The sequence below is a fragment of the Streptomyces sp. NPDC002809 genome (assembly GCF_040295435.1).
GTDB lineage: Bacteria > Actinomycetota > Actinomycetes > Streptomycetales > Streptomycetaceae > Streptomyces.
In genome coordinates this window covers 51,341-72,451 of sequence record NZ_JBEOVJ010000012.1, presented here as the reverse complement: position 1 = coordinate 72,451, position 21,111 = coordinate 51,341, and the positions used below count along the sequence as shown (strand labels likewise).

Below are 21,111 nucleotides of genomic sequence, written 5' to 3'. Positions count from 1 at the left end.
GTTTCCGGCAGGTCAGGGCGCCTTGACGGCCTCGACGAACGGCGCCCAGGCGGCCGCGTTCACGATGAGTACGGGGCCGTGGGGGCGCTTGGAGTCGCGTACGGGGACGAGGCCGGGGTGGCCTTCGGCGACTTCGAGGCAGTCGCCGCCATTGGCGTTGCTGTAACTACTCCTCCGCCAGTTTGCGCCGTACAAGATGCTTGGGGAGCGCACCATTTCGATAGTCCTCTGTCGCTGCTTCGAGCACTGCCAGGGATGAGTCCGGCGACTCGGCGGCGGCCCTGAGCAGATCGTAGGACCTCCGATACTGCTTGACGATCCCCGGATCGTCGATCGTGTTCCCGTGGTACTGCCCTTCGGTGTAGAAGAGCGGAGGCGCGTCCGCGTAGTCCAGCAGCATGGCGTTGTTGTACATGAGGGCGTGAGCCCCAGTGTTCCACGGGACGATCTGTAGAATGATCCGTCCGCTTCTGGTGAGAGCGGCCACATGTTCAAGCTGTTCAGCCATCTGCGGCGGCTGCAGGACCGGCTGCCAGAGCAGGGTCTCGGGGATGACGATCCAGTACTCCGGATTGCCCTGGTCCAGGAGATGTTGGGCCCGTTGCAGCCTGGATTGGACCATTACCTCCGTCTCTTCGGTAAGACCCGGCACGCGTTCGGCCCGGAACAGCTCGCGAATGTACGCCTCCGTTTGCACCAGGCCGGGGATGACGGTGGGCGACCACTGCCCGATCGTCACCGCCTGGTTCTCCGTCTCCAGCACGCGCTCGAAGTACTGGGCATGGCCCTTGCGGCGCGCTTCTCGTACGTCTTCACAACGCCGCTGGAAGAACCCGTCCGTCCCCAGCACCCGGTCCACATGCTGCGCCAGTTCCACCGGCATCCGGCGATGGCCGTGCTCGATCTCGCTGAGGTACGTGATGCCGTAGAAGCTGCCCTCGACCAGCTTCTCCAGGGTCAGGCCCGCTTCTTCCCTCTTGAAGCGCAGCTCCTTCCCGTAGAACTGCGGGACTCCCGCCGATCCGTCGATCTCCTTGCGTGTGGCCACCCTGCCGACCGCCTTTCGCGCTGTGCTCTGTGGAGCGGGAACCCCTTTCACGGTAGAGGCCCGTGCGGCAGCGTGTGAGGTGTTCGTCACAGTCAGCAACGAAAGGTGTACGGGTCCTCATGGACGACTCGCAGCACGTCACGTACGACATCGGCGCGGAGATCGACGCCCTCCGTGCCGCGCTCACCGCGCACGGCATCACGCTCCCCTCGCTCGGCGTCGACCCCCTGACCCTCGCCGCACGCACGACGCGGCCACCGCTGATCGCGCTCGGCAACTGCAACACGGCCACCGCGCGGCGGCTGGCCGAGGCGTTGCGGCCGGCGGCCGACGGATGACCGTGTTGCCGCTCGCGGTCGACCTGCCGGCCGTGCCGAAGGCCGTACCGGAGGTGCGGCGGATACTGCGTGCATGGTTCGCAGGCGCGGATACGACCGATCTGACGCTCTGTGTCGGTGAGTTGCTGACGAACGTGATTGTGCATCTTGGTGAGGGGACCCCCGTCACGCTCCGGGTGAGTGGCACGCACACCGGCCGCGTCCGCGCCGAACTGAGCGACCCCACTCCCGGCGTCTGGCCGGCGCTCCGGTCGGCCGGCACCGGTGACGAATCCGGGCGCGGGCTGCTCCTCGTGGACGCGCTGGCGCTGCGGTGGGGCGTGGAGCAGGGGCCGTACCGCAAGAAGGTGTGGTGCGAGTTGCGAGCACCCGTCCTTCTTACGGACGCCCATGCATGCTCACTTCACATGGAGTTCAGCGAAAGGCTGCCCGATCGCACCGACAACTGTGCCCGGGCAGACCTTGCTGTCCGATCCCCCGCGGAGTTAGGCAGAGGGGCACACCGCAGCAGGTAGAGAGGTACGCACGTGACTCGCACGCACGACCATGCACGGAAACCCGTCCCTGTGGAGAGCGGCAGCAAGCCGGTGCGCCGTGTCGACGCGGTCACTCCGGTGCTCGGGGGAGGTCGCGGGAGCCGGTCCGCGGAAGAGGTCCGGGCTCTGCAACGTACCCTCGGCAACACCACCACCTTCCGCCTGCTCCAGCAGGACGCGCATCAACAGGGCGCGTACCGGCATCACGGCCACTGCGATCCGCAGCCTGCCCGGGAGACCACGGTCCAGCGCATCCAGGACGTGTCGGCGGAGGGCTTCACCACCGCTCACACGGGCGACGACCGGGGGCCTCACTTCCTGTCCCAGAGCCTGGAGCCCAGGGCGGTCATCGGCGGCGGGTGGACCGACGAGCCGGTCGACATCAGGCAGCGCGTCCGCTACGCCTCCGAGCGGGTGGACCCGGCAATGGCCGGGCTGCGTGTCGCCGACGACGGCACCCTGGCCGTCCACGATGTGCCCGAGCCGAAGGAGTTCTACGCGACTCAGGAGGTGGTGGCCCGCGCCAACGATGCGCTGGCGCAGGTCAACAGCCCGCTGCGGCTGGGAAGTCAGGGGCGGTCCTTGACTATCGGTCAGGGGGCGGCGTTGCAAAGGGTGCAGCCCGTCCTCGCGCAGGAGCCCATGCAGGAGCCCACCGACGCGTTCGTGAACCTGGTCAGGAGTACCTGCATCACGCTGGCCTGCAAGTTGATCGGTTCCCAGCACGACAAGCGGTCCGGGGTCCGCCTCGCCGATGGAACCGGGTTCGACATCAACCCCAACGCCACCTCCGACCCCCGGGTGCAGAACCTGGCCGGGCGGATCGCGCAGACCCACGACGGCGGGCTGACCCCGGAAGCGGCGCTGACAGCGGCTGGTGACCTGGCGAGCAGGGCTGGGCTGGACGACCTCGGCCTCTCCTACGGCGAGGCGATCCGCGACGGTGGGCGACGAGGGACGGCCGAGACCCTCGGAATCAACGAGTTCGCCACGCCCGACGTCGGCGAGGGCTACGGCATCTTCAGCATGAACGCGCTGACGGAGCTGGACCATGCAGTGGCGCCGCCGCAGGACCGCGGCGAGGACGTCTGGGGCTACCACTTCGCAGCGGTGGTGGCGTCGTCCCTCGACGGCAGTTGCCGGGTGACGCTGGAGAACTACGCGCGGAACGAGTTCGATACCGTCCTGCGGGAGCAGGTGTTCCAGACCCTCTACCAGGAGGCCATGGGCAAGAAGAGCTGGATGACCAACCTGGTGGACCTGGAAGACGGGGACGACCTGATGAAGCTCAAGGACAAGTTCGACAAGGTCGCGAGAGTGCTGTGCAACTCCGCTGCCATGAAAGAGACGTTGGGCAGGCCTCGCAGCAGGCTGCAGAACGACTTCAACCAGCACACCGGCACCACCTGGTTCTTCCGCGTCTACGGCGGCGGCCCTGGCGAGAGCTTCCATGAGCAGCAGCACGGCTCAGGCTTCTTCAACAACCCGATGACCCTCCGCGTGCGCGCCCCTGCGCCCCCTCAATGATCCGTCGTGCGGTCCCTCCGTGACCCGTCGTGGGTCCGGAGGCCGCAGTCCTGTGGGCGGCCGACTACCGGCGCCACCGCGAAACCCTCGTTCGCGACGCGGCCGACCTCGGCAAGCGGACGGGACCGACCAGATCATCGGGCTCTACCGGCGCACGTGGGAACACTCGGCCGCGACGATCGGTGAGGAATCCCGGGCGGCCTACTGCGCGAGGATCGAGCAAGCCGGCCAGGTCGGCCGTGCCGCTCAGGGATAGAAGCTGTGCGCTGTCCCACGAGACTTGACGCGCGTGCGGCGTGCGGCCGGTAGTGGGTGCTGATGAGCCCTGAGCCCGCGAGAGAGACCGTCAGCGCAGCTTCAGCTGTTCGCGAAGCCGCTTCATGTGGGCCTGGAGGTCGCGCTCGATGCCGGGTGCCCCGGCGGACGCCGAATCGGTTTCGGGGCGCTGAGCGGGCTGGCGGCAGGGGCCGCACAGTCCGTCGCGGAACGCTTCGGGCTTGCCGGGGGCGCCGCAGTCGGTGCATTCGGCCATCAGGCGGGGTGTTGAAGTGCCGGGCGGTGCGGGGGCCGGGGCGGCGGGCTGCTGGGGCGGGAGCTTGGTGACGAGGCGCTTGCGGACGAAGCCGAGGGGCGAGTCGACGACCGCGGGCAGCCCGGCAGTGACGGTGTGGACGAGGTAGTCGGCGTCCACACCGCGTGCGAACCATTCGGCGGCCAGCTCCTCCAGCTCGCGGCAGTCGTCCTCGGAGAGCCCCAGGCGCTTGTCGGCGGGGCCCAGCCGGGTCAGGGCGAGGTAGGCAGGTGACGAGCCTCCCGGCGTAGTGGGCTGTGGCTGCCCGGTGCGCTGGGGAGGTACGACGGGAGCGGGCGTGGCGGGCTCGGCGGGCTTTTCGGGTGCGGCAGGGGGTGTGGGCTCGGCCGGGACCCACGGCGGCGGGGGCTTGGCGGACGTGATCACTGGTTGCGGCAGGCGGTGGGTTGCCTCGGTGGTGAGGAAGGTGTTCCACCACTCGTTGTCGCGGGCGGTCCGCGACCAGAAGGTGCGGGTGACCCAGCGGAGGTTGTCGCCGTCACCGACCGCGCACCGCGCCTGGCGCAGGTGACCGGCCACGCCCAGGGCCCGCAGGGCGCTGCCGACGGCCATCTGCCCGTATAGGGGCTGGCACTTGGCGAGCGACTTGATGTTCATCGCCGCGCCCTCGGGGAGCGTGTCGACGTACCGGGCGATGTACCGCTCCCGCTCCGGCAGGAACGCGAAGTCGTCGGCGCGGGGCGGGATCTGGTCCGGGACGGAACGCTTGCCGTAGCCGGGGCTGGCCTTCGGGCACGGAGCCGGGACTGCGGGCGTCGGCAGGGCAGGACTAAAGTTCTGGATAGCCACGAGATCGCCTTTCTGGGTTGCGATCTTGGGGTGAGACCCCGGCCGGTGCATCAACACCGCGTCGGGGTCGTTACGTTGGGGGCACCGTAGGCAGCCGCGACGCTGCGCCGCAAGTCGGTCAGAAACGGTCATACTTGCTCGCCGTTACGGGTCAGGGAGGTGGGGGAGGTTTCCCCAACCACCTTCTTTTACCTACCGGTTGTCAGGCATCGCTCGAATCTCGAAACCCGGACCTCGACGCTCGGAACCCGAGACCCGAGACCCGGCCCGAACCCCTGTCACGTACCCACCAAAGAGTGAACAGGGCCTCCCGAAGCTCGAATCCCGAAGCTCGAACCCCAGGATTGCGGTCTCCCAGCAGCTTGCGACCAGGCCGACAGGATGAGGCCGACAACAACGGGGGTGGCACCGACTGCTGGGTGGCAGTCGGTCGTCAGACGCCCCCATCGCCTCGTCGTTGCCTGGAAGTATCCAACTTGCCGTCACCACAGCGAGGTTGGCACGGGCCAACGAGTTCAACCTCAGTAGTTCAGCACTATGGACTCACATTGCCGGTCTCAGCGTCTACGTAAACCTCATAGGGGTCCGACTCATCAACAGTTATGGATACTGCCCATTGAGCCCGCCACTCACCATTTTTCTGAACCGCGGCGAGCCTGCCTGCCTCGATTTTTGCCCCAGAACCTTTCGGGAGTGTTTCCTTCACGATGGATTCCGCCTGGTCACGGTTCACTCGACGAGGAGGGAGAGGTACGGACAACGGACCACGTTGAACGTTCAGCTGTGAAACTCTACCAGCGCGGTTGATCTGGACATCAAGGCGCATGGGCATGAGTACACCGCCTTCGACCTTTCGCCAACTGACAAGCCAACCGAACTCTGCCCCATCCCCGACGGGGTATGACTCGTAATCGCTTCCCTTTAGGGCCCATTCGTAGTGTTCATTTGCGTAGCGTTGTGCAATCACGTACGCGTCATCGGAATCCTTTGGATCTCCGGCTGTATCGACTACAGGGAAGCTCCCTGGGCCCGGGACACTGGAGCTTTCCAGGCTGACGTTGAAGTTGGCTTTATCCGGCCAGCTCAAGGTGGCCGAACCGTCGGGCAGAGCGATAAGCAGAGTTTCAGAGCCGCCCTCGTATCCGGGCTGCACCTGCACATTCACCGGAGAATACCGGTCGTTGAACGCCTCGTTGAGTGCCGCTCGCGCAGCATCCTTCTCACCGCCTCCTGCAATCTGAAGGCTGGTGGAATCGACAGCGATTGGGGTGATGGCAAGATTCCATACGAATGTGCAGACAGTCAGTGCACATATACTGGTAACAATAAGCGGTTTTGCGCCATGATTCCATGGTGCAATTTCCGAACCTTGCATTTTGAGCACAGCGTAGCCCATGCCTGCACCCAGGAACACCCCAATAGTATTCATCTGCGCGTCACTGCTGTCGCAGTTGCGGCTGATCCAGGGGATGGTTGCCTGCGACAACTCCACCACTGCTGGAGCCATTACTCCGCACGCAATAATGGGGGGAATGCGCCGAAATGCCAGAACTGAAAAGAGTCCGAGGGGTACACACATGGCTGCATTGAGCAGTCCCTGTTCCGTTCTGAATGGCTCCCCAATGTCCTTGTTGACGGTGCAAACGTGGCTTGCCCCGCCGCCGCCCGGAATGAAGACAGTCACCCCTATGGCTATCGCCAGGCAGAAAATGAATGCGGCGATCGCATAGGACGGAAGCTCGTGCTTGCGGGTGACCCAATAGGTCAATATTCCGCAGGCGAGCGAGATGGCAAGGAGAGCGAAGAGGAAGATTTCCCGATCTTGGAAAACGGCATTCAGCATGGAACCGGATATCTTTCGAGCGTAACGAACTCCTCACGCCCTGCAGGCAGGGCGTGAGGAGCGGGTCGGATATTTCGTGTCAGCAGTATTGTGAGACCGGAGTCTGGAAGTTCCCCTGACCGCTTACGTTCATTATCCCGACGGTTGCCCTGCACTTGAATACGTCACCGGTGCGTGTCCAAGTCTTTGTCTTTTCAGTGCCAGATGACTGAGTGAAAGTGGAACCCCAGTACGTGGTGCCGGCGTACGTGTATCCCAGTTTTGCAGTGATGGACGATCCGCTGGTCTTCTTGTACCGGGTAGTTATTACCGTATTTCCGGAACCGTTCACCGTCTTGCTGTGGAAAACGGCACCGCTTGAAAGGGACGTGCACACGGAGCCGTATCCGAAGTTACCGTCCCCGGGGCATCCTGCAGTCTGGACCGACACGCCGCCCTCCTCAGCGGCGGTTGCACTGCCTGCTGCACCGAGAACCATGAGCAGAGCAGGGATCATTGCGAGAGAACGTGCAGATCTATGCATTTAAATTCCTTCCGTGATTCTTTCCGGGGTTTCGCGATGGGGCATCTTTCGAGCATGACGAATTGACCGCATGCGGGAATTTCGCCTGTCGATAGAGGTCATTAGCGACTATTCGAATTTTCGTAATGATCATAATTTACACATCTTCTTCACGCAAGGATCAATTTTCGATGACTGTAAATGTGTTGCGAGATTTAACGTGAATGGGGCATAAAGGGCCGGGTTGGGTTCGTTTTCAGACAAAAATCCTTGATGGTTCCGGTGGACCGAGTCCTTCCGGCCTCACGTTGATACGTGAGGAAGGGCGAGGGTGGCCTTCACGATGTCGGTGATCCGGTTGGTGCTGCAGCGGATCTCCCGCAGGAGGTTCCAGCCCTTGAGGGCCGCCATGGCCTGCTCGCCGAGGCAGCGGATCTTGGCGTGGCTGCTGTTGTGACGGCGCTTCCATCTCTTCGGGCGGCGGCCCCGGAATGTGACCCGGACGGGTCCGCCGACGCCTTGTTCCGCCTTGTTCGCCCCAGGCCGCGCGCACCACGGCATCATCGAAGCGCTCACCCAAGCCGGCATCCGGATGTGGGCCGACAAGGGCTATCAGGGAGCTCAGGCGGCGATTCGGGTGTCTTGCCGGGGCCGCTGGAGCATGCTCCCAGCCGGATAGCAGGCGGTGAACTCCTCCCACGCCAGGATCCGAGCAGTCGGAGAACAGGCCAACGCCACCCTGAAGAGCTGGCGGCTCCTGCGCGAACTCCGTTGCAGCACCACCCACATCACCGACATCGGCAAGGCTCTCCTGGCCTTGAACCTCGCCACGGCAGTCTGAGATTGCTGCGGCCGGATGCATGGACAAGGGCAGCGCCACCGTCAACGACAGCAAGAGAGACCGCTCATCGTGACAGTCGTCAGAGTCACCTACGACAAGACCGTCAACGCAGCGTACCTATACCTCACCGAACCGCAGGCCCGCGTGAAGTCCGCGCGCATGTATCCCTGCGATCCAGTGGACGTCGACGGCATGATCAACCTCGACTTCGACGAGCAGGGCCGCCTCATCGGCATCGAGGTATTGGCGGCCAGTTCGAAACTGCCCGAGTACCTGCTCCAGTCCGCGGAGCGACTTGACACCGAAGGTGCATGACCAGCCGAGGACCATGCTCGCGGCGAACAGGTTGGAACGGGCTCAATGAGATCTTGGTGTGAGCTCTGAACGGCCGATGAGCCGACGCCTTATGTGCCCCCGGTCGTTGCGCAGACCCGCCCCCTATCGCGGCGGCAACGGCGGCCGCCGCCTGTCCGGAGCCGTGTCATAAGTAGGCGGCGTAGCCGGCGGGTGCGCGTCCAACAAATCCAACGCAACCCGCACCGCGTCGTCCAGCACCGCATGCCGCCCCTCCGCCCAGTCCAGCGGCGTACGCAGCGCCTCCAGGTCCGGTTCGACGCCGTGGTTCTCGACCGACCAGCCGTACGTGTCGAACCAGGCGGCGTTCATCGGGACCGTGATCACTGTGCCGTCGCCCAGGCGGTGGCGGCCCGTCATGCCGACGACCCCGCCCCAGGTGCGCTGGCCCACCACCGGGCCGAGCTTCAGCAGGCGGAACGCGGCGGTGATCATGTCGCCGTCGGAGGATGTCGCCTCGTCGGCCAGCGCGACCACCGGGCCTCGGGGGGCGTTGGAGGCGTACGAGACGGGTTGGGCGTCTCGGGTGAGGTCCCAGCCGAGGATCGTGCGGGTGAGTTTTTCGACGACGAGTTCGCTGATGTGGCCGCCCGCGTTGCCGCGTACGTCGACGATCAGGGCCGGGCGGGAGACCTCCAGGCGGAGGTCGCGGTTGAACTGGGCCCAGCCGGAGCCGCCCATGTCGGGGATGTGGAGGTAGCCGCAGCGGCCGCCGCTCAGGTCGCGTACGACTTCGCGGCGTTTGGCGACCCAGTCCTGGTAGCGCAGGGGGCGTTCGTCGACCAGGGGGACGATCGCGACGCGGCGGGAGCGGCCGCCGCCCTCGGCGGGGCGGAACGTCAGCTCGACCGTGGTGCCGCCCGCCGCTGAGAGCAGGGGGTAGGGGCCGGTGACCGGGTCGACCGGGCGGCCGTCGATGTGGGTGAGGACCGCGCCCTCGCGGATGCCCGTACCGGCCAGCGGGGAGCGGGCCTTGGAGTCCGAGGAGTCGCCGGGCAGGATGCGCAGGAGGGTCCAGTCGCCGTCCCGGCACGTGAAGTTGGCGCCGAGCAGACCGATCGCCCGCTGGTAGTGCGGGGGGCCCTCGTTGCGGCGGGCGGGGGAGACGTAGGCGTGGGACGTGCCCAGTTCGCCCAGGACTTCGCGGAGGAGGTCGGCGAACTCGTCCGGGGTGGAGACGCGTTCTACCAGGGGGCGGTACTGGTCGAGGATCGCCGGCCAGTCGATGCCGCACATGTCCGGCTCCCAGAAGTAGGAGCGGATGAGGCGGCCGGCCTCGGCGTACGCCCCTCGCCACTCCGCCGGCGGGTCGGCCTCGTGAAGGATGCGGCGCAGGTCGATGTAGACCGTGGAGTCGTTGTCGCCGGGCTCGGTCGCGGGGACGGCGCGGAGCTCGCCGTCGTCCATGACGACGAGGCGGGAGGCGTCGCCGCTGACGGCGAACCAGTCGAGGTGGTCGACGAGTTCGGTCTTCTTCGCCTTGGCGATGTTGAAGTACTCCAGCGTCGGGCGGCCCGACATGTCCGCCGGGTTGGCGAACGTCTCGCCGAGCGCACCGGAGATCGGCCAGCGCAGCCAGACCAGGCCGCCGCCGCTGACCGGGTACAGCGCCGAGTACTTGGAGGCGGAGACCGGGAACGGCGTGACCCGGCTCTCCAGGCCCTCGAACTCGACGGAGACCGTGGAGCCCTCGGCCGTCTCCGCCTCGTCGGAGTCCAGTGGGTCGAGGCCGCCCGCGGCGGGACGCCCGTCGGGGGAGAGGGCGAATGGGGAGGGGGTCGCCGAGGAGAGCGGAACCAGGTACGGGCGGCAGCCGAGCGGGAAGGAGAGGTCGCCGGTGTGGACGTCGTACACCGGGTCGAAGCCGCGCCAGGAGAGGAAGGCGAGATAGCGGCCGTCGCCCGTGAAGACGGGGTTCTCGTCCTCGAAGCGGCCGTTGGTGACATCGACGATCGTGGGGGCGCCGGGGCCCTGGATACGGGCCAGCTTGATCTTGCGCAGCGAGCGGCCGATGCCCGGGTGCGACCAGGTCAGCCAGGCGCCGTCCGGGGAGAACGCCAGATCGCGGACCGGGCCGTTGACGGAGCGGATCAGTTCGGTGGGCTCGCCGGTGGACGTCTCCTCGTCGGTGTCCAGGAGGAGCAGCCGGCCGTCGTGCGTGGCGATCGCGAGGCGTTCGCCGTCGGCGTCGGCGATCAGCTCCTGGACCCGGCCGAGCAGGCCGGAGGCGAGCCGCAGCTGTGGGCGGTCGCCGCTGGCGCGCGGCAGGTAGGCGATCTCGATCGCGTCCTCGCCGTCCGCGTCGGTGACGTACGCGACCTTGCCGCCGCTGCCCAGCATCTCCGGCAGCCGGACGCGGACGCCCGGGGTGTCCGAGATGGTGCGGGCGGGGCCGTCGCGGTGGGTGAGCCAGTACAGGCTGCCGCGTACCGCGACGGCGCTGGCGCGGCCGGTCTCGTCCACGGAGAGGGAGTCGATGTTGCTGGCGGCCGGTACCTGGTACGTACGACGCCCCGCGCGTGGGCCGCCGAGGCGGACCTCCAGCTTCCGGGGCACGGCATCGGGGGACTCCAGGTCGTCGACCAGCCACACCTCGCCCGCGCACTGGTAGACGACCCGCCGCCCGTCGCTGGAGGCGTGCCGGGCGTAGAACGCGTCGTGGTCCGTGTGCCGGCGCAGATCGGTGCCGTCGGGCAGGCAGGAGTAGAGGTTGCCGACGCCCTCGTGGTCGGAGAGGAAGGCGATGCGGCCGCCGACGAACATCGGGGAGTCGAGGTGCCCGCCGATGTCCGGGAGCAGCCGCTCGCCGTGCAGCCACAGCCGGCCGGTCGCGCCGCCCCGGTACCGCTTCCAGGCGGCCGGCTCGTGCGGCGGCTTTCCGGTGAGCAGCAGGGTGCGGCGCTCGCCGTCGATGTCGGCGACGGCGATGTCCGAGACCGGGCCCCAGGGGAGTCGGCCGCCGGGGCTGCCGTCCGTGGGCACGCTGTAGGCCCAGGAGAAGTACGAGAACGGCTGCCGGTGCGAGGACACGGCGAGGATCTGCGCGGTGTCCCCGGGGTCGGAGGTCCAGCCGCAGACGCGGGCGTCGGTCGATCCCCAGTAGGTGAGCCGGCGGGCCGGGCCACCGGCGACGGGCGCCAGATGGATCTCCGGGTCGAGGCTGCGCCAGGTCGTGTAGGCGATCCGGGTCCCGTCGGGGGAGAAGCGTGGATGGCTGACCCTGGTGCGGTCGACGGTCACACGCCAGGCGCGTCCCGGCACCTCGCCCTCGGGGACGAGGGGGGCCACCCAGAGATCGTCCTCGGCGGCGAAGCAGAGCAGATCGTCGTGGAGGTGCGGGAACCGGAGATACGAGACGTCGTCACTCACCCCCCAATGCTTTCCGTGCGAGGGGGGTGCGGCAACTTGTGGTGCGGAACACAAGCGAAACGATTTCGTTTCGCTGGGTGTGCGGGGTACCGTCGATGTGTACGAAACAGTTTCGTTCGATTGGCTGACGTACGGACCACCCGAGCTCAGGGAACAGGAGGTCGACCCATGGCACGCACACGGCTCACGCCCGAGCGTGAGAGCGAGCTGTACGCCGCCGTGCTCGACCTGCTCCGCGAGGTCGGCTACGACGCGCTCACGATGGACGCCGTCGCCGCTCGTACCCGTTCCAGCAAGGCCACCCTCTACCGCCAGTGGGGGAGCAAGCCCGAGCTCGTCGTCACGGCCATGCGGCACAACAAGCCCGTATCCCTCAGCGATGTCGACACCGGCTCGCTGCGCGGTGACTTCCACGCCGTCCTGGGCCGCAGTGACGACTGTCAGATGGAGAAGGACTCCGCGCTGATGCGGGGCCTGAGCCATGCCGTCCATGAGAACCCCGATCTCCTGCAGGCCCTGCGCGAGCTGCTGATCGAACCGGAGATGACCGGTCTCGACCTGCTGCTCCGACGAGCCGTGGACCGAGGGGAAGTGCGTCCGGACAATCCGGCGCTGAAGTACCTGCCTCACATGCTGATCGGCGCGTTCGCCGCTCGGCAGCTGGTCGAGGACCGCCCGGTGGATCAGGCGTTCCTCTCCGACTACGTCGACTCCGTGATTCTCCCCGCTCTCGGAGTCTGACAGCCGTCCCCGCCGTCCCCACGGCATACGTACGGCCCCCTCCCCAAGCCCCACCTGACACGCCGCTCTCGTCGTCGGGGTGGTTCCTCACGCCCATTTCCACTCAACGACCCGACCGGGAGTACGCCTCCGTGGCCACATTCCTCTACAAACTCGGACGGCTCGCCTTCCGGCGCCGCCGCTATGTCGCCCTGATCTGGGTGGCACTGCTGGCACTCGCCGGATTCGGCGCGGCCACCGCGTCCACCGCCACCTCCAGCTCCTTCTCGATCCCGGGTACGGAGGCGCAGAAGGCCTTCGACCTGCTGGAACAGAGGTTCCCCGCCGCCAGCGCCGACGGCGCGACCGCGCGCATCGTCTTCAAGGCCCCCGAGGGCGAGAAGATGACGGACCCGGCCAACAAGGCCGAGGTCAAAAAGATCACCGGTGAGCTGAAGTCCGGCTCGGACCAGATCGCCTCGGTCGTCGACCCGTATGCGGGAAAGGCCGTCTCCAAGGACGGTTCGACCGCGTACATCTCGGTGACGTACGAGGTCAACTCGATGGAGCTGACCGACGCGACCCGGGAGGCCCTGGAGGACTCGGGCGAGGCGGCGCAGAAGAGCGGGATGACCGTGGAGATCGGCGGTGACGCGCTCCAGGTGATGCCGGAGACCGGTGCCACCGAGGTCGTCGGCATCGCGCTGGCCGCGGTGGTCCTGGTCATCACCTTCGGCTCGCTCATCGCGGCGGGGCTGCCGCTGCTCACCGCCCTGATCGGTGTCGGCATCGGCGTCTCGTCGATCACCGCGCTGGCCAATGTGCTGGACCTGGGCTCCACCACCTCGACCCTCGCCATGATGATCGGCCTCGCGGTCGGCATCGACTACGCGCTCTTCATCGTCTCCCGCTACCGTGCCGAACTGGCCGAGGGCCGGGAGCGCGAGGAAGCGGCCGGACGTGCGGTCGGCACCGCGGGTTCCGCGGTCGTCTTCGCCGGGCTCACCGTCGTCATCGCCCTGGTCGGTCTCGCGGTCGTCAACATCCCGATGCTGTCGAAGATGGGCTTCGCCGCGGCCGGCACGGTCGCGATCGCCGTCCTCATCGCCCTCACCCTCGTCCCGGCCATGCTGGGCTTCGTGGGCAAGCGGATCATGGGACGCAAGGCGCGCCAGGCCGCCGAGGCGGAGAACAAGCCCGACGCCAAGCCGAACATGGGCACCCGCTGGGCGCGGTTCGTGCTGCGCAAGCCGGTGTGGGTGCTGCTGGTCGGTGTGATCGGCCTGGGCACGATCGCCGTACCGGCCGCGTCGCTGGAGATGGGCCTGCCGGACGACGGCTCCCAGCCCACCAGCACCACCCAGCGCCGCGCCTACGACCTGCTCTCCGAGGGCTTCGGCCCCGGTTTCAACGGCTCGCTGCTGGTCGTCGTCGACACGGCGGGCAGCTCCGACGGCAAGACCGCCGCCAAGCAGGTCGGTGACGAGATCTCCGGCATGAAGGGTGTCGTCGCCGTCACCCCGGCCACCTTCAACAAGGCCGGCGACGCGGCGATGATCACCGTCGTCCCGAAGGACCGGCCGAGCTCCGTCGAGACGGAGAACGTGGTCCACGCGATCCGTGACGCGGGCAAGGACATCAAGTCCGACACCGGCGCCGAGGTGCTGGTCACCGGCGCCACCGCGATGAACATCGACTTCTCGCAGAAGATGAACGACGCGCTGCTGCCGTACCTGGCGCTCGTCGTCGGCCTCGCCTTCCTGCTGCTGATGGTCGTCTTCCGGTCGATCCTGGTGCCGCTGAAGGCTGCGCTCGGCTTCCTGCTCTCGGTCGTCGCGGCCCTGGGCGCGGTCGTCGCGGTCTTCCAGTGGGGCTGGCTCGGCGGACTGTTCGGGGTCGAGCAGACCGGTCCGATCATGTCGATGATGCCGATCTTCATGGTGGGTGTCGTCTTCGGTCTCGCGATGGACTACGAGGTCTTCCTCGTGACCCGGATGCGTGAGGCGTACGTGCACGGCGAGAAGCCCGGCCAGGCCGTCGTCACCGGCTTCAAGCACGGGGCCAGGGTCGTCACGGCCGCGGCCGTGATCATGATGGCGGTCTTCTCCGGATTCATCGGCTCCAGCGAGTCGATGATCAAGATGATCGGCTTCTCGCTCGCCATCGCCGTCTTCTTCGACGCGTTCGTCGTCCGCATGGCCATCGTGCCCGCGGTCCTCGCCCTGCTCGGGAAGCGTGCCTGGTGGCTGCCGCGCTGGCTGGACCGGGTGCTGCCCAACGTCGACGTCGAGGGCGAGGGCCTGCGCAAGGAGCTCGCCACCACCTCCGGCGACGGCGATGCGGGCGACGCCGGTCCGGACGCGGGCGGCGAGCGTGAGCTGACCCGCGTCTGAACCGGTACGTGAGCCGCTGACCTCCGGGGCCGCGTCTGAGCGGAACGCGGCCCCGGAAGCGCCGGTTACCTGTGGGGACGGGGGACCGGGGCGACGAGAGCCCCCGTGCACATGTGCACGGGGGCTCTCGGCATGAGGTGGGCCGACGGCCACGGGGTGGGCAGGCGGCCACGGGGTGTGGCGGCGGTCATCTGCGGCGGCGGCCACGTGGTGGGCAGGCGGCCACGAGGTGGATCAGGCGGGCGCGGTCTCGGCCCTGGGGGCCTCGCGGTGCGTGCGCCGGAGGAAGCGGATCAGCGGCGCGCTGTCGAACTGCACCACCTCGACGCCGCCCGCCGCGTGGCGTTCGACCACCAGCTGGGCGCGGCCGCACGGCCAGATCCGGAAACTGTCGCTTTCGACGGGGGAGCGCAGCCCGCGCTCCAGCAGATCGCGGGCGACGGCCCACTCCGAGCCGCCGGGGAAGGCGACAAGGATGGTGCCGGGGGCGTCGGCGGAGTCGTGACGCAGCTCGACCGGGACCGCGGGCAGGTCGCGGGCGTCGGTGACGAGCCGGGCGCGGGCATGTTCTTTGATCACGGGGGACATGGGCCGGCTCCTCCTGTTTACATATTCATCTTCGTCATCCAATGTCCCATATTTTCGTAAAAAGGCACTATGAGAACACTGGGTAGTTGTGACAGACGTGCTCTTGCGAAGTGTTCGCAACAAGGCCCTATCATTGAGAGGTTCATGACCCCGCGCAGCAATGCAGGAACGCAGGAAGCGGAGCCGCCACCATGCATGTACCCGACGGATTCATCAACGCACCCGTCTCCGCCGTCGCCGGAGTCGTGGCCGCCGGAGCCGTGGCCGTCAGCCTGAAGGGGGCCCGGCGCGAGCTGAACGAGCGCACCGCGCCGCTGGCCGGGCTGGTCGCCGCCTTCATCTTCGCCGTGCAGATGCTGAACTTCCCCGTCGCGGCCGGCACCAGCGGGCACCTGCTCGGCGGGGCGCTGGCCGCGATCCTGGTCGGGCCGTACACCGGGATCCTCTGCATATCCGTCGTCCTGCTGATGCAGGGCATCCTCTTCGCCGACGGCGGGCTCACCGCGCTCGGCGTGAACGTCCTCGACATGGGCGTCGTGACCACCGTCGTCGCGTACGCCCTCTTCCGCGGCCTGGTCGGCGTGCTGCCGCGCACCCGCCGCTCCATGACCGCCGCGTCCTTCGTCGCCGCGCTTGTCTCCGTACCGGCGGCCGCCGCCGCCTTCACGCTGATGTACTGGATCGGCGGCACCACCGACATCCCGATCGGCAAGGTCTTCACCGCGATGGTCGGGGTCCACGTCCTGATCGGTATCGGTGAGGCCGCGATCACCGCGCTGACCGTCGGCGCCGTCATCGCCGTCCGCCCCGACCTGGTCCACGGAGCCCGCGGCCTCACCGCCCCCCTCAAGCTCCGTGTCGACGGTGAACTCGTCGACGCCCCCGCTCCCGCACGCGAGCCCGCCGCCGCCCACCGCTCCACCAAGGGCCTGTGGGCAACCGGCCTGGTCACCGCCCTCGTCCTGGCCGGCTTCGTCTCCTTCTACGCCTCCGCGAACCCGGACGGCCTGGAGAAGGTCGCCACCGACCAGGGCATCGACAAGGAGGCCAAGGACCACGCAGCCAAGGACTCCCCGCTCGCCGACTACGGCGTCAAGGACGTCTCCGACGCCCGGATGTCCGGCGGACTGGCCGGAGTGATCGGCGTCGGCGCCACCCTCGTCGTCGGCAGCGGCGCGTTCTACGTGGTCAGCCGTCGCCGCCGTGCGGACGACGAGCCCGCGGACCGCGACTCCCGTACCGACGAGAAGGTCTGAGATGGGCGCGGGCCACGCCCACAAGCTCTACCGGCACGGGCACTCGCCGGTCCACGACCTGCCGCCGCACTGCAAGCTCGCCGCGGTCTTCGCCTTCGTCGTGGTCGTCGTCACCACCCCGCGCGAAGCGGTATGGGCCTTCGGGCTGTACGCGCTGCTGATCGCGGGCGCCACCGCCGCGGCCCGCATCCCGGCCGGCTTCCTGCTCAAGCGGCTGCTGATCGAGGTGCCGTTCGTCGCGTTCGCCCTGCTCATGCCGTTCGTCGTACCCGGCGAGCAGACACACGTCCTCGGCCTCTCCGTCAGCGTCCCCGGACTCTGGGGCGCCTGGAACGTCCTCGCCAAGGGCACCCTCGGCGTCGCCGCCTCCGTGCTCCTCGCCTCCACCACCGAACTGCGCTCCCTGCTGCTCGGCCTCCAGCGTCTGAAGCTGCCCCCGCTGCTCGTCCAGATCGCCTCCTTCATGATCCGGTACGGCGATGTGATCACCGACGAGATGCGCCGGATGTCCATCGCCCGCCGTTCGCGCGGATTCGAGGCGCGCGGCATACGGCAGTGGGGTGTCCTGGGAAAGTCGGCGGGCGCCCTGTTCATCCGGTCGTACGAGCGCGGCGAACGCGTCCATCTCGCGATGGTCAGCCGCGGCTACACCGGCTCCATGCCGGTCATCGACGAGGTGACGGCCTCGCGCACCCAGTGGGCGTACGCCTCGGTACTCCCCCTGCTCGCCCTCGTCGTCTGTCTGCTGGGATGGACCGTATGAGCCAGCCGCAAGCCGCCCCCGAACCGACCCCGCCGCCGTCCCTCGAGGTCAGCGGTCTCGCCTACGCCTACCCCGACGGCCACCAGGCGCTCTTCGGCGTCGACCTGACCGTCGCCCGCGGCGAGCGCGTCGCCCTGCTGGGCCCGAACGGGGCCGGCAAGACCACCCTCGTCCTCCACCTCAACGGCATCCTCGACGCCGGCGCCGGCAGCGTCCGGGTCGCCGGGCTCCCGGTCGACAAGCGCAACCTCGCCGAGATCCGCCGCCGCGTCGGCATCGTCTTCCAGGACCCCGACGACCAGCTCTTCATGCCCACCGTCCGCGAGGACGTCGCCTTCGGCCCCGCGGCCGGCGGGCTGCGCGGCGCCGAACTGGAGGAGCGCGTCACCGAGGCGCTCAAGCAGGTCGGCATGGAGGAGTACGCGAACCGGCCGCCGCACCACCTCTCCTTCGGCCAGCGCCGCCGTGTCGCCGTCGCCACGGTCCTCGCCATGCGACCGGAGATCCTCGTCCTGGACGAACCCTCCTCCAACCTCGACCCGGCCTCCCGGCGCGAACTCGCCGACATCCTGCGCGCGTTGGACGTCACCGTGCTGATGGTGACGCACGACCTGCCGTACGCCCTGGAGCTCTGCGGCCGCGCGGTCATCCTCAGCGAGGGCGTCATCGCCGCCGACGACCGCACCCAGGACCTCCTGTGCGACGAGGAACTGATGCGCGCCCACCGGCTGGAGCTCCCCTTCGGGTTCGACCCGCGCTCGGTAACCGTTCGTGTTCCGTGACGGCCGGTGTCCCATGAGGGTTCGCGTTCCCTGTGGGTTCCGTGACGGTTCGTGTTCCCTGTGGGTTCGTGTTCCGTGACGGTGAACATCGGGTGACCCGCCCCTCGTCCGACCTGCGGCGCAATGCACCATGGGGGGATGAGCGGGAGCGCAGGAACAGGCGTGGACGTACGGGGCACGGCAGCGCCCGGATTCGAACCGGTCCGGGATGCTTTCATCCGTAACTTCGAGCAGCGCGGGGACCGCGGGGCAGCGGTCACCGTCTACCGGCACGGTCGGAAGGTCGTCGACCTGTGGGCCGGCACCAGAGACGTCGACGGCGTCGAACCGTGGGCCGTCGACACCGTGCAGGTCGTCCGCTCGGCGGGCAAGGGCATCGCCGCCGCCGTCCCGCTGCTGCTGCACCAGCGCGGCCAGATCGACCTGCACGCCCCGGTCGGCACGTACTGGCCGGAGTTCAAGGCGAACGGCAAGGAACGCGTCCTCGTCCGTCATCTCCTCGCCCACCGGGCCGGGATCGCGGCCCTGGACCGGCCGCTGACGCCCGACGAGGCGGCCGACGGGGTGAGCGGGCCGCAGGCGGTCGCCGCCCAGAGCCCCCAGTGGGAGCCCGGCACCGACCACGGCTACCACGCGCAGACCTACAGCTGGCTCGTCGGTGAACTGGTGCGCCGCGTCACCGGGCGGACCATCGGCCGCTGGGTCGCCGAGGAGATCGCCCGCCCGCTCGGCCTGGACTTCTGGTTCGGGATCCCTGCCGACGAGGCGCACCGGGTGGGCCGGATCGGCCAGGTCGAGCCGCCCGCCGGGGACGGCACGGGCGCACTGCGGATGCGCCCCAAGCGCTCGGTCGTCGACGCCTACCGCGACCCGGACTCGCTGACCCGCCGGGCGTTCGGCGCGATCGACCCGTTCCCCGACGAGAACGACGCCGGCTACCGGGCCGCCGAACTCCCCGCGTCCAACGGCATCGCCACCGCCCGCGGCCTGGCCCGGTGCTACGCGGCGATGATCGGCCCGGTCGACGGCCACCGGCTGTTCGCCCCGGCCACCCTCACCCTGGCCCGCACCGAGGAGTCGGCCGGCCCGGACCGGGTCCTGGTCGTCAACACCCGGTTCGGCCTCGGCTACATGCTCCACGGGTCGGCCTCCCCGCTCCTCTCCCCGGGCTCCTTCGGCCACCCGGGCCGGGGCGGTTCACTGGGCTTCGCCGACCCCGAATCCGGCATCGCCTTCGGCTATGTGACGAACGGTCTGCAGAAGGGAGTCACCGCCGACCCCCGTGCCCAGGCGCTGGTGCGCGCAGTACGTTCGGCGCTATGACTTCTGCCGCTCTCACGCGATTCGACGGATACAGCGCTCTCCTCACCGGGGCCGGCCAGGGCATCGGCGCCGCCACCGCCCGCCGGCTGGCCGCGGAGGGCGCCCGCGTTCTGGTCACCGACCTGGACGGCGAGCGGGCAGCGCACGCGGCCGCGGAGATCCGGGAGAGCGGCGGCGAGGCCGAGGCGCTGGCCTGCGACGTGACGGACCGGACGGCGGTCGAGGCGGCGGTGGCCCACGCCGTCTCGGTGTTCGGCGGGCTCGACGTACTGGTGAACAACGCGTACGCGTGCACCCCCGATGCCGCGCTCTTCGAGGACGAGCCGGACGAGTCCTGGCAGCGCGACCTGGACGTCACCCTCAGCGGCGCCTACCGGTGTGCGCGCGCCGCGCTGCCGCATCTGGTGGAGTCCGGCCGGGGCGCGATCGTCACCATCGGATCGGTCAACGGCGAGCAGTCCTTCGGCAACCACGCCTACAGCGCCGCCAAGGCGGGCCTGGCCAGCCTGACCCGTACGCTCGCCGGCCACGCCGGACCGCGCGGGGTGCGGGTCAACCTGGTCATGCCCGGCACGATCCGCACCGACGCCTGGGCGGGCCGCGACGCCGAACTCTCCCGGGTCAGCGGCCTCTACCCGCTCGGCCGGGTAGGCGAACCGGAGGACATCGCGGGCGCCGTGGCCTTCCTCGCCTCCCGCGACGCCGCCTGGGTCACCGGGACGACGCTGAGGGTGGACGGCGGACTGACCGCGGTGAACACGGGCTTCCTGCGGGCGGTCGCGGAGGACTGAGCTCGCGGAGGCCTGGGCTCGCGGAGGACTGATCTTGCGGAGTTCTGAGCCTGCGGAGTTCTGAGCCTGCGGGCCGAGCTCGCGTCGGACCGGGGTGGGCTCGGCGGTTCGTCGGACCGAGCTCGCGTCGGACCGGGGTGGCGGGCTCGGCGGTTCGTCGGACCGAGCTCACGTTGGACCGGGGGTGGCGGGTTCAGCGGTTCGTCGCGTCGTCGTACACGCCCACGATCCGCTCCAAGAACGCCGCCACGACCGCCTGTTCGTCCGGAGAGAGCTCCGCGGCGGCCTCGGTGACGCCCTCGATGACCGGCGCCACGTGACCGTAGGCCGTGGCGCCCCAGTGCTCGGCCGGGGTGACGATCACCTTGCGGCGGTCGGTGGGGTGCGGCTCGCGGGTGGCGTGGCCGCCCGCGACGAGCCGGTCGATCACCAGGGTCGTCGCCGCGGTCGAGGCGTCCAGCCTGCGGGCGAGCTCGGTGGGCGTCGTCGGTCCGACGTTGACGAGGTGGTCCATCACGGCGAGCCCCGCCGCGTCCACGTGCAGCTGCCGCCCCAGATGGCGCTCGAACCGCTGCTGCCTGAGCGTCAGATTCCGCAGCTGCTCCCTGATGGCGCCACCGGTCGTCCCGGAGCCTGCGGGCGCGGGTGCGTCCTCGGCGGGGCCGGTGGGGGCAGTGGGGCCGGTGGCGACGGGCGGTTTGACATCCATGCGGCTCAGGATACTCTCGATATTGCTAAGAATATTGGTAATCAATG

General features: G+C 68.6%; 19 protein-coding genes and 2 pseudogenes. 12 read left to right on the top strand and 9 right to left on the bottom strand.

The window, feature by feature from the left end; genetic code table 11:
• Nucleotides 1–12: 12 nt before the first annotated feature.
• Both ABT025_RS10725 and ABT025_RS10720 read right to left on the bottom strand, forming a co-directional pair.
• Complete coding sequence (locus ABT025_RS10725; protein WP_350992186.1) at nucleotides 13–216, bottom strand: DUF397 domain-containing protein; 204 nt, start codon at nucleotides 214–216, stop codon at nucleotides 13–15.
• A complete protein-coding gene (locus ABT025_RS10720; protein WP_350992184.1) occupies nucleotides 167–1,048 on the bottom strand; it encodes a helix-turn-helix domain-containing protein in 882 nt (293 codons plus the stop codon). Before ABT025_RS10720 ends, ABT025_RS10725 begins: the two co-directional genes overlap by 50 nt.
• Before the next feature lie 119 nt (nucleotides 1,049–1,167).
• On the opposite strand from ABT025_RS10720, the gene ABT025_RS10715 reads away from it, so the two are divergent.
• The 3 genes from ABT025_RS10715 to ABT025_RS10705 are packed head-to-tail and all read left to right on the top strand — an operon-like array spanning nucleotide 1,168 to nucleotide 3,449.
• The gene (locus tag ABT025_RS10715; RefSeq protein ID WP_350992182.1) at nucleotides 1,168–1,386 is read left to right on the top strand and encodes a hypothetical protein; all 219 of its coding nucleotides are present in this window, start codon (nucleotides 1,168–1,170) and stop codon (nucleotides 1,384–1,386) included.
• Complete coding sequence (locus tag ABT025_RS10710) at nucleotides 1,383–1,901, top strand: ATP-binding protein (protein WP_350992180.1); 519 nt, start codon at nucleotides 1,383–1,385, stop codon at nucleotides 1,899–1,901. The genes ABT025_RS10715 and ABT025_RS10710 overlap by 4 nt, the downstream gene beginning before the upstream one ends.
• Before the next feature lie 51 nt (nucleotides 1,902–1,952).
• Nucleotides 1,953–3,449, top strand: coding sequence for a hypothetical protein (locus ABT025_RS10705; RefSeq protein ID WP_350992178.1), 1,497 nt, complete (start codon nucleotides 1,953–1,955; stop codon nucleotides 3,447–3,449).
• Between the two features lie 346 nt (nucleotides 3,450–3,795).
• Here the strand turns inward: ABT025_RS10705 and ABT025_RS10700 are convergent, their stop codons facing one another.
• The 4 genes and pseudogenes from ABT025_RS10700 to ABT025_RS10685 all read right to left on the bottom strand — a co-directional run.
• Complete coding sequence (locus tag ABT025_RS10700) at nucleotides 3,796–4,830, bottom strand: MarR family transcriptional regulator (RefSeq protein WP_350992176.1); 1,035 nt, start codon at nucleotides 4,828–4,830, stop codon at nucleotides 3,796–3,798.
• 535 nt (nucleotides 4,831–5,365) lie between these two features.
• The gene (locus ABT025_RS10695; protein ID WP_350992174.1) at nucleotides 5,366–6,673 is read right to left on the bottom strand and encodes a VanZ family protein; all 1,308 of its coding nucleotides are present in this window, start codon (nucleotides 6,671–6,673) and stop codon (nucleotides 5,366–5,368) included.
• A 79-nt stretch (nucleotides 6,674–6,752) separates the two neighbouring features.
• Entirely contained in the window at nucleotides 6,753–7,196 is a 444-nt protein-coding gene (locus ABT025_RS10690) for a hypothetical protein (protein WP_350992172.1), read from the bottom strand.
• A gap of 282 nt (nucleotides 7,197–7,478) precedes the next feature.
• Nucleotides 7,479–7,721, bottom strand: a pseudogene (locus ABT025_RS10685) (IS5/IS1182 family transposase); the annotation flags it as partial.
• Between the two features lie 7 nt (nucleotides 7,722–7,728).
• Between ABT025_RS10685 and ABT025_RS10680 the strand changes: the two are divergent.
• Both ABT025_RS10680 and ABT025_RS10675 read left to right on the top strand, forming a co-directional pair.
• Nucleotides 7,729–8,016: pseudogene (locus ABT025_RS10680) on the top strand (transposase family protein); the annotation flags it as partial.
• Between the two features lie 69 nt (nucleotides 8,017–8,085).
• Nucleotides 8,086–8,331, top strand: a complete 246-nt coding sequence (locus tag ABT025_RS10675; RefSeq protein ID WP_350992170.1) for a DUF2283 domain-containing protein — start codon at nucleotides 8,086–8,088, stop codon at nucleotides 8,329–8,331.
• Between the two features lie 123 nt (nucleotides 8,332–8,454).
• On the opposite strand, the gene ABT025_RS10670 is transcribed toward ABT025_RS10675, so the two are convergent.
• Nucleotides 8,455–11,739 (bottom strand): S41 family peptidase, encoded by a 3,285-nt coding sequence (locus ABT025_RS10670; RefSeq protein ID WP_350992168.1) that lies wholly within the window; start codon nucleotides 11,737–11,739, stop codon nucleotides 8,455–8,457.
• Nucleotides 11,740–11,907: 168 nt separating this feature from the next.
• Here ABT025_RS10670 and ABT025_RS10665 point away from each other — a divergent pair, with 168 nt between their 5' ends.
• Together ABT025_RS10665 and ABT025_RS10660 are read left to right on the top strand one after the other, a co-directional pair.
• Complete coding sequence (locus tag ABT025_RS10665) at nucleotides 11,908–12,480, top strand: TetR/AcrR family transcriptional regulator (RefSeq protein ID WP_350992166.1); 573 nt, start codon at nucleotides 11,908–11,910, stop codon at nucleotides 12,478–12,480.
• 131 nt (nucleotides 12,481–12,611) lie between these two features.
• Nucleotides 12,612–14,852: an MMPL family transporter gene (locus tag ABT025_RS10660; RefSeq protein WP_350992164.1), complete on the top strand. Its 2,241-nt coding sequence runs from the start codon at nucleotides 12,612–12,614 to the stop codon at nucleotides 14,850–14,852.
• 234 nt (nucleotides 14,853–15,086) lie between these two features.
• Here ABT025_RS10660 and ABT025_RS10655 read toward each other — a convergent pair whose 3' ends face one another.
• Nucleotides 15,087–15,440, bottom strand: a complete 354-nt coding sequence (locus ABT025_RS10655; protein WP_350992162.1) for an SsgA family sporulation/cell division regulator — start codon at nucleotides 15,438–15,440, stop codon at nucleotides 15,087–15,089.
• Between the two features lie 191 nt (nucleotides 15,441–15,631).
• Here ABT025_RS10655 and ABT025_RS10650 point away from each other — a divergent pair, with 191 nt between their 5' ends.
• From ABT025_RS10650 to ABT025_RS10630, 5 genes are all read left to right on the top strand, one after another.
• Nucleotides 15,632–16,696 (top strand): energy-coupling factor ABC transporter permease, encoded by a 1,065-nt coding sequence (locus ABT025_RS10650; RefSeq protein ID WP_350992160.1) that lies wholly within the window; start codon nucleotides 15,632–15,634, stop codon nucleotides 16,694–16,696.
• 1 nt (nucleotide 16,697) lies between these two features.
• Complete coding sequence (gene cbiQ, locus ABT025_RS10645; RefSeq protein WP_350992158.1) at nucleotides 16,698–17,459, top strand: cobalt ECF transporter T component CbiQ; 762 nt, start codon at nucleotides 16,698–16,700, stop codon at nucleotides 17,457–17,459.
• Complete coding sequence (locus tag ABT025_RS10640; protein ID WP_502971916.1) at nucleotides 17,447–18,241, top strand: energy-coupling factor ABC transporter ATP-binding protein; 795 nt, start codon at nucleotides 17,447–17,449, stop codon at nucleotides 18,239–18,241. Before cbiQ ends, ABT025_RS10640 begins: the two co-directional genes overlap by 13 nt.
• Before the next feature lie 162 nt (nucleotides 18,242–18,403).
• Nucleotides 18,404–19,564, top strand: coding sequence for a serine hydrolase domain-containing protein (locus ABT025_RS10635; RefSeq protein ID WP_350992345.1), 1,161 nt, complete (start codon nucleotides 18,404–18,406; stop codon nucleotides 19,562–19,564).
• Nucleotides 19,561–20,355, top strand: coding sequence for an SDR family NAD(P)-dependent oxidoreductase (locus tag ABT025_RS10630; RefSeq protein ID WP_350992154.1), 795 nt, complete (start codon nucleotides 19,561–19,563; stop codon nucleotides 20,353–20,355). The genes ABT025_RS10635 and ABT025_RS10630 overlap by 4 nt, the downstream gene beginning before the upstream one ends.
• 193 nt (nucleotides 20,356–20,548) lie before the next feature.
• On the opposite strand, the gene ABT025_RS10625 is transcribed toward ABT025_RS10630, so the two are convergent.
• Nucleotides 20,549–21,064 carry a MarR family winged helix-turn-helix transcriptional regulator gene (locus ABT025_RS10625; RefSeq protein WP_350992152.1) on the bottom strand — a complete coding sequence of 172 codons (516 nt, stop codon included), beginning with the start codon at nucleotides 21,062–21,064 and terminating at the stop codon, nucleotides 20,549–20,551.
• Nucleotides 21,065–21,111: the final 47 nt, after the last annotated feature.